Annotated in this window: 8 protein-coding genes; 5 read left to right on the top strand and 3 right to left on the bottom strand. The window is 56.4% G+C overall.

The window, feature by feature from the left end:
* The coding region (locus LC354_RS26085) for a DUF3459 domain-containing protein (protein WP_223428883.1) at positions 1 to 401 on the top strand (401 nt) is incomplete at its 5' end.
* A gap of 195 nt (positions 402 to 596) precedes the next feature.
* Here the strand turns inward: LC354_RS26085 and LC354_RS26080 are convergent.
* Positions 597 to 1,100 (bottom strand): pyridoxamine 5'-phosphate oxidase family protein, encoded by a 504-nt coding sequence (locus LC354_RS26080; protein ID WP_223428882.1) that lies wholly within the window; start codon positions 1,098 to 1,100, stop codon positions 597 to 599.
* 3 nt (positions 1,101 to 1,103) lie between these two features.
* On the bottom strand, positions 1,104 to 1,304 hold the full coding sequence (locus tag LC354_RS26075; RefSeq protein ID WP_223428881.1) for a CsbD family protein: 201 nt from the start codon (positions 1,302 to 1,304) through the stop codon (positions 1,104 to 1,106).
* A 444-nt stretch (positions 1,305 to 1,748) separates the two neighbouring features.
* Between LC354_RS26075 and LC354_RS26070 the strand changes: the two genes are divergently transcribed.
* Entirely contained in the window at positions 1,749 to 3,143 is a 1,395-nt protein-coding gene (locus LC354_RS26070; RefSeq protein WP_223428880.1) for an MATE family efflux transporter, read from the top strand.
* Positions 3,144 to 3,308: 165 nt separating this feature from the next.
* Here the strand turns inward: LC354_RS26070 and LC354_RS26065 are convergent, their stop codons facing one another.
* Entirely contained in the window at positions 3,309 to 3,800 is a 492-nt protein-coding gene (locus tag LC354_RS26065) for a PRC-barrel domain-containing protein (protein ID WP_223428879.1), read from the bottom strand.
* Positions 3,801 to 4,235: 435 nt separating this feature from the next.
* Here LC354_RS26065 and LC354_RS26060 point away from each other — a divergent pair, with 435 nt between their 5' ends.
* The 3 genes from LC354_RS26060 to LC354_RS26050 all read left to right on the top strand — a co-directional run.
* Entirely contained in the window at positions 4,236 to 4,430 is a 195-nt protein-coding gene (locus LC354_RS26060; RefSeq protein ID WP_317849399.1) for a NepR family anti-sigma factor, read from the top strand.
* A 289-nt stretch (positions 4,431 to 4,719) separates the two neighbouring features.
* A complete protein-coding gene (locus LC354_RS26055) occupies positions 4,720 to 4,908 on the top strand; it encodes a hypothetical protein (protein ID WP_223428877.1) in 189 nt (62 codons plus the stop codon).
* Between the two features lie 252 nt (positions 4,909 to 5,160).
* Positions 5,161 to 5,570 (top strand): transposase (locus LC354_RS26050; protein ID WP_223421634.1); only part of this gene is annotated, 410 nt, incomplete at its 3' end.

Raw genomic sequence — 5,570 nt, 5'->3', positions numbered from 1 at the left:
AAGGCCTATATCAAATGGGAATGCCAGGATGCGTGATCATGCCAAATCCGAATTTCCAGACGTGGGGTTGCTCAATCGATCCCGAAACCTTTGCAGCCTCCCGTCCTTTTGCAGCGCCGATCACTGAGGCAGAAGATTGGCTGACGCTGACGCGGCTTTTGCTTGGCTTTCGGCACGACAAGGTCGTTCCACTGCTCAAATCAGGCCAATGCGCCGCTGCGCATGTGCGCAAGACCGGGCCAAGTGCGCTCTTTGCGCGATGGCCCTTTCAGGCTGGCCAACTGACGATACGTGTCAACCTCGGAGCCCCACCCGATACGGCATGGCGCATGCCGAACGCCCAAATCCGCCTCAACGATGGCACAGCGCCCTGGGCTTTCGCGGCTGAGGTCCATAGGTGAAGTTCAATCGTCATCGTAAGACACTCGGGTCGCAGAGGTCGGTCGGCTTTGATTTGGGGGCGGGTGAAACAGGCTGGATTGTGCGTCATGTCCGGACAAGACACGATGCCATTGCCTCGCGGCTTTGAAAGCCTTCATTGTACTCGCGCGGCGCAGTCAACTTCGTTATCTGTTGCGCCGCGCGTTTCATATTGATCAAATCCCGAACGTGATGCTTTCGTGGGCGCCTATGTCCGGCATTTTTTCGCGGTTCATGTTCGCCTTTGCAATTTCCAGACCAAACTGAACCTTGCTTTCGGTGGCACTCCACACTTCGGCGTCTCGCAAACTGAACTTGAGCAAAAGGAGATCGGCGTCATCGCGCCCTTTAAACCATGCCGCCACCACGGGCGACCAAAGCTCATCCACCTTTGCGGCGTTTTCACTTTGGGTAATTGTCCCCCTGAGGCACGCATAATATCGCCCCTCATCGCCGGTCAGGCAGAAATGCGCTGTGCCACCCTGCCCGACTTCCTGGGCAAGATCGGTGTCGCGTGAGGTCAAAAACCACAGCAGGTTTTTTTCCGGCTCGATGAAATGGGTCATCGGTCGCATGTGCGCGCCCGACCCCTCTATGCCAAGCATACCCGCATGGATTTCATCCATTTTTTCAAAAAGCTGTTGGCGCGGTTCTGTTTCGGTTCTGTGCGTGTCAGGCATGGCTCAAACGCTTTCCGATTGCCAAGCGTCGACTTCGCGCTCCGCCTCTTCGCGGCTTTTGCCGTATTTTTCCTGAATGCGCCCCACCAGCTTGTCGTAGTTGCCTTCGACTTCTTTCAGGTCATCATCGGTCAATTCACCCCAATGCTGCTTTGCTTCGCCTTGGAGTTGCTTCCATTTGCCTTCCAATTGGTCGCGGTTCATTTCGATACTCCTTTTCTGTCGCGTTGCTGACGGTGGATCAACGGATGCGGACGCCATAAGTTCCGCAAAGTTTTCACCAGGTCGGATCACAGTGGTAGATTTGCCTAAGTAACCCAATGAGAGCGGTGCGCGCCCCTACCGGCCAGAGCTTTCGGGCGTCTCTTCGCACTTCATCATGTTGGACCGGAGTGCAAAGCTTAATTTGCCTGCCAAAAGCGTCCTTGGTCCGCTCAGCAAATCGCGCGCGAAAGCCAGCCCTGCCGTCGACGGCAACCTGGTCGGATGTCTCCTGTATCCATCTCATCTTTCAAAATGTGTTGAACCCAATGACGGCGGAAGGCGTTTGGCCTTGGACGCACAGGACTGCACCAGCAAAGATGCTCCAATGATCAAACCGAAGGGGCAGAACCCGGCCGCAAATCATCCGGAGAACGGAAGAAAACCATGAACAGTGCAAAGGCGGATCTCAACAGCGGTTCAGTCGCTGAACAAATGGCACGGGTCAGTGCGCCTATGCTCGTTGGCCTGATCAGCGTGATCGCCATCGGCCTGTCCGATGCGTTCTTTCTCGCCCGCGCGGGCGAGGCCGAGCTGGCGGCCGTCGGTTTCGTCTACCCGATTATCGTGGCAGTCAGTGCCTTTTCCGTGGGTTTGGCCGCAGGCGCCAACACCGCCTTGTCGCAGGCGCGTGGCGCGCAGAAGGATGATGACGTGGTACGGCGTCTTGCCCTGCACGCGGCGCTTTTGGGTCTGGCCTTCGGGTTGACGTTCGCGCTGCTGTTCTGGCTGGCCGCACCGCTCCTCTTTAGCCTCCTGGGGGCAGAGGGAGCCGTGCTGGACAACATCCTTGCCTACTTGCCCTTCTGGATCGCCAGCTTTCCCATATTGGTGGTTACGATGATCCTCGATTCCGCCTTTCGGGCGGCGGGCGACGGGTTGACCGTGGCCTGCGTTATGGTGCTGACAGCGGTACTGAACATCACCTTTACGCCGATATTGATTTTCGGCACCGGCCCGGCGCCGGAGATGGGCATGGCCGGCGCGGGCCTCGGCACACTTGCGGCACGGGCGATCGCGTTCTCGCTGATCGTGTTTCTTTCTATACGTAGGCGTATGATTTCGATAGGATTCACCTCGGCGCACGGATTGCGTGGTTCGGTGCGTCAGATTGTGGGAACGGCCCTGCCCGCCGCCCTGTCGCGTGCCATCAATCCCGCTGGCATGGCCATCGTTACGGCCGCCGTTGCAGTGCTGGGTGATACCGCAGTCGCCGGGTTTGGCGCAGCCGCACGGGTACAGGCTATCGCGGTCGTCCCCTTCGCCGCACTGGCGGCAGGTGTGGGTCCGGTCGTGGGGCAGGCTTGGGGGGCGGGTAACAAACTTCGCGCGCGCGAAGCCATGCGCACCGCAGCAGTGTTCAGTCTGTGCTACGGGGTCGTGCTTGGTCTGACTCTATTTACGTTCGCGAGGCCGCTGGCACAATTCATGACGGCAGGAGGATCATCGACCGACTATGCTGCCTCTTACCTGCGTTTTGTAGGTTGCAGCATAGGCACCTACGGGTTCGTCCTTGTTGCAAATGCCGCGATGATCGGTCGCTCGCAGGCCAAGTGGGCGATGGGTCTGAGCCTTGCCCGCATCGGCATCATCTACATCCCTCTCGCCTGGCTTGGCATGTTCACATTGGGGTATCCAGGCATTCTGGCGGCTGCGATCTTGGCCAATCTCTGTGGGACGTGGGGCGCGCTGATCGCTGCGCGCGCGACCGGCATCGGTCCCGTCGATTTCACCATCGTTCGGCAATCAGCCAATCGCCTGAAAACAACGTGGAACAGGTGACAAAACCCGTAATCGACGCGCCGATCATCCCGAACAACAGCCGCCCGAGCCGCTGCTCCAACAGGAGCCCGGTGACATACAAGAAAGGGACCTGAAAAGGCCCCTTTCTCTACTCGTCACAGAACATTTTTCGCTACGGCGAACTTACTCGTTAAAAAAACTTTTTCAGTCCCAGAAGCCTTCGTCGACACCCTTCATCGCTTCCAGATCTTCTTCATTGAAACGGGTGACATATGCGTAGGTACGGTCGTCCACTGCAACGAGGTTGAGATCCTTCACGGAAATCACCACGTGTTTGTCGCCGATATCCAGAAAGCCGCCGACTTCCACCACGATGCCGGTGATTTGACCATCCCGCGACAGAACCAGATCCTCGATTTCGCCGATGTCACTCCAGCTGTTGTCGACCGAATTGAAGGAAACCAATGGGTCCCAACCTTCGTCACTGGCCGCGTTGACCGTATAAACGGTGCCACCGGTTATATCCCGAGAGCGGATCAATTTGCCTTGGTTCTGTGCCAGTTCATCAGTCGACATTGCACTCATTGCGGTGCTGCTGTGCATATCTGCGCGATTTGTGGCCATATGCGCTTCTGCCCAAACGCTCGATCCCGAAACCGCAAGGATCATAGCCGTACTGGTTAATATCCGTTTCATCTTTTACCATCCTTGTTTCGTTAAGATTATGCTGAGGCAACGCTGTGTGATCGCAACCGGTTCCCCGGCCCGTGAAAGTTCGTCGCCCTCAACATCACGCCCATGAAAGCGTTCTATCCCACACACGCCATTTTGGTGGATGGTGCGCGGAAAGGAATTCAGATGCATCTTTGTGACATTCTTCCGCGACGCCGGTATCAGTCGAAAAGCGACTGATCCATGAAACGAGTATCGACAATTGTCACGGTGCGCCCTTCGGCACATTCTAGTGCGCATCTATCTTTAAACGTATGGCCGCACGCGGGACAATTTGAGACTGACCGCGCTCACAGAACTGGCCGGGGCGGCAGTGGCGTTCATCAGAAAAAATTTTACAATTTGTGAAACTAAACGCTGCAAACTGCGTTTCGCGAAGTATTGCAACTTTCAAAAGGCATGGGGCTGCTTATAATGGCCGAGCATCACAGTAACGAAAGATCACACCTCCTGGTAAGGCAGGCACTTACTCGGGTGTATCAGGACCAGATCGACGAGGCAGTCCCGGATCGTTTCAAGGATCTTCTTGAGCGCCTGCGAAAAAATCCTGAGCGTGAAACGGAAGGCTCACGCACAGGCGCGACAGGCATCTAGCGCTAGAGCATCAAGAAACTGCGGAAACCCTAGGCAAATTCTATTTTTCGGGGGTGAGAGCATTCGCACTACGTGTATGACGGATTGCCGTGGCGCGGGGGGAGCCAAACTATGGCAGACCTTCGAAAAGTTCCCAGTCTACCTTCCACCCTTTGTGTTAAAAAGGGTCACGCCAAGCTCATCACGCTATTCGCGGTTTAATCGTCCTTCTGAACGGATGGCATGGAACATTCCCCGACTGGAAAACGTTCGGCTATCTGACAGCAACTTAACACGAGGTCAGCTACACATGTCGGCCCCAAACACCAATGTAGACAAACAGAAACGAAAACACCGGCCGGTATTGATCGGGTTGGTGGTCGTGGTCTTTTTTGCCCTCATTGTATTTGTCCTGAACATGAGCTTTTCCGTCGACGGCGAAGGTCCGCTCGATGCGGTGATTACGGATGATGCGCCGGTTTTGAAAAACGACCCGTAACGCAAAAAAGGTCGTACAAATGTTATGTGGTGCAACTTTGCCATCCTGCGCCTGAGACCAAAAAGTCGGTCCTGAAGGACCGATGAGTTGCGTGCCAGCAGGGAACGGCTGGCGGGGACAGATCCACTATGCGCTCTGGTTTCCATTGGAATGTTGTTCCCGCATTCCCCAAGTGGATCTCTGATTTCGCTGTCTTGAACGTGATATTTTCTATATATATCATGGCGTTGGTTGCTGCGGAGGATGTGTTTCATGGATCACCCAGAGGGTGCGGGCTTGCAGCGGGCAGATCGTGTGGATTTTGACCCTCGCGTGCGGCTGGAATTCCGGGGCGCTCAGCTCAGTTCGGATGGCGGCCTTCTGGTGATGCGCGAGCTTGATGACGCGCTCGGTCTGTCCAATCTGGCGTCTGCTGCCCTGTGCGATAATCGCCGTGGCAAAAACACGATCCACCGGCTCGACGGGCTGTTTCGGCAATCGGTCTACGGCCGGTTGGCAGGATACGGGGACGTCAATGACGCCGACCGTCTCGCGCTCGATCCCGTGATGCGCCAGGTTGTCGGTGGCCGTGCCGTCGATGCGCATGCCGCATCCACGTCGCAGATGGGCCGGTTCGAGACCGAGGGACTGGCGACCGCAGAGAACCGGGCGGCTCTGTCTGA

This window comes from Tateyamaria pelophila (genome assembly GCF_019966495.1).
In the GTDB taxonomy this organism is placed as follows: Bacteria; Pseudomonadota; Alphaproteobacteria; order Rhodobacterales; family Rhodobacteraceae; genus Tateyamaria; species Tateyamaria pelophila.
This window is presented reverse-complemented; position numbering and strand designations above follow the sequence as displayed.

What these genes read in the sequence shown, in the direction of transcription:
- LC354_RS26060 (WP_317849399.1), top strand. Translation starts at nt 4,236, where the DNA reads ATGGGGCTGCTTATAATGGCCGAGCATCACAGTAACGAAAGATCACAC.
- LC354_RS26065 (WP_223428879.1), bottom strand. Translation starts at nt 3,800, where the DNA reads ATGAAACGGATATTAACCAGTACGGCTATGATCCTTGCGGTTTCGGGA.
- LC354_RS26055 (WP_223428877.1), top strand. Translation starts at nt 4,720, where the DNA reads ATGTCGGCCCCAAACACCAATGTAGACAAACAGAAACGAAAACACCGG.
- LC354_RS26075 (WP_223428881.1), bottom strand. Translation starts at nt 1,304, where the DNA reads ATGAACCGCGACCAATTGGAAGGCAAATGGAAGCAACTCCAAGGCGAA.
- LC354_RS26080 (WP_223428882.1), bottom strand. Translation starts at nt 1,100, where the DNA reads ATGCCTGACACGCACAGAACCGAAACAGAACCGCGCCAACAGCTTTTT.
- LC354_RS26070 (WP_223428880.1), top strand. Translation starts at nt 1,749, where the DNA reads ATGAACAGTGCAAAGGCGGATCTCAACAGCGGTTCAGTCGCTGAACAA.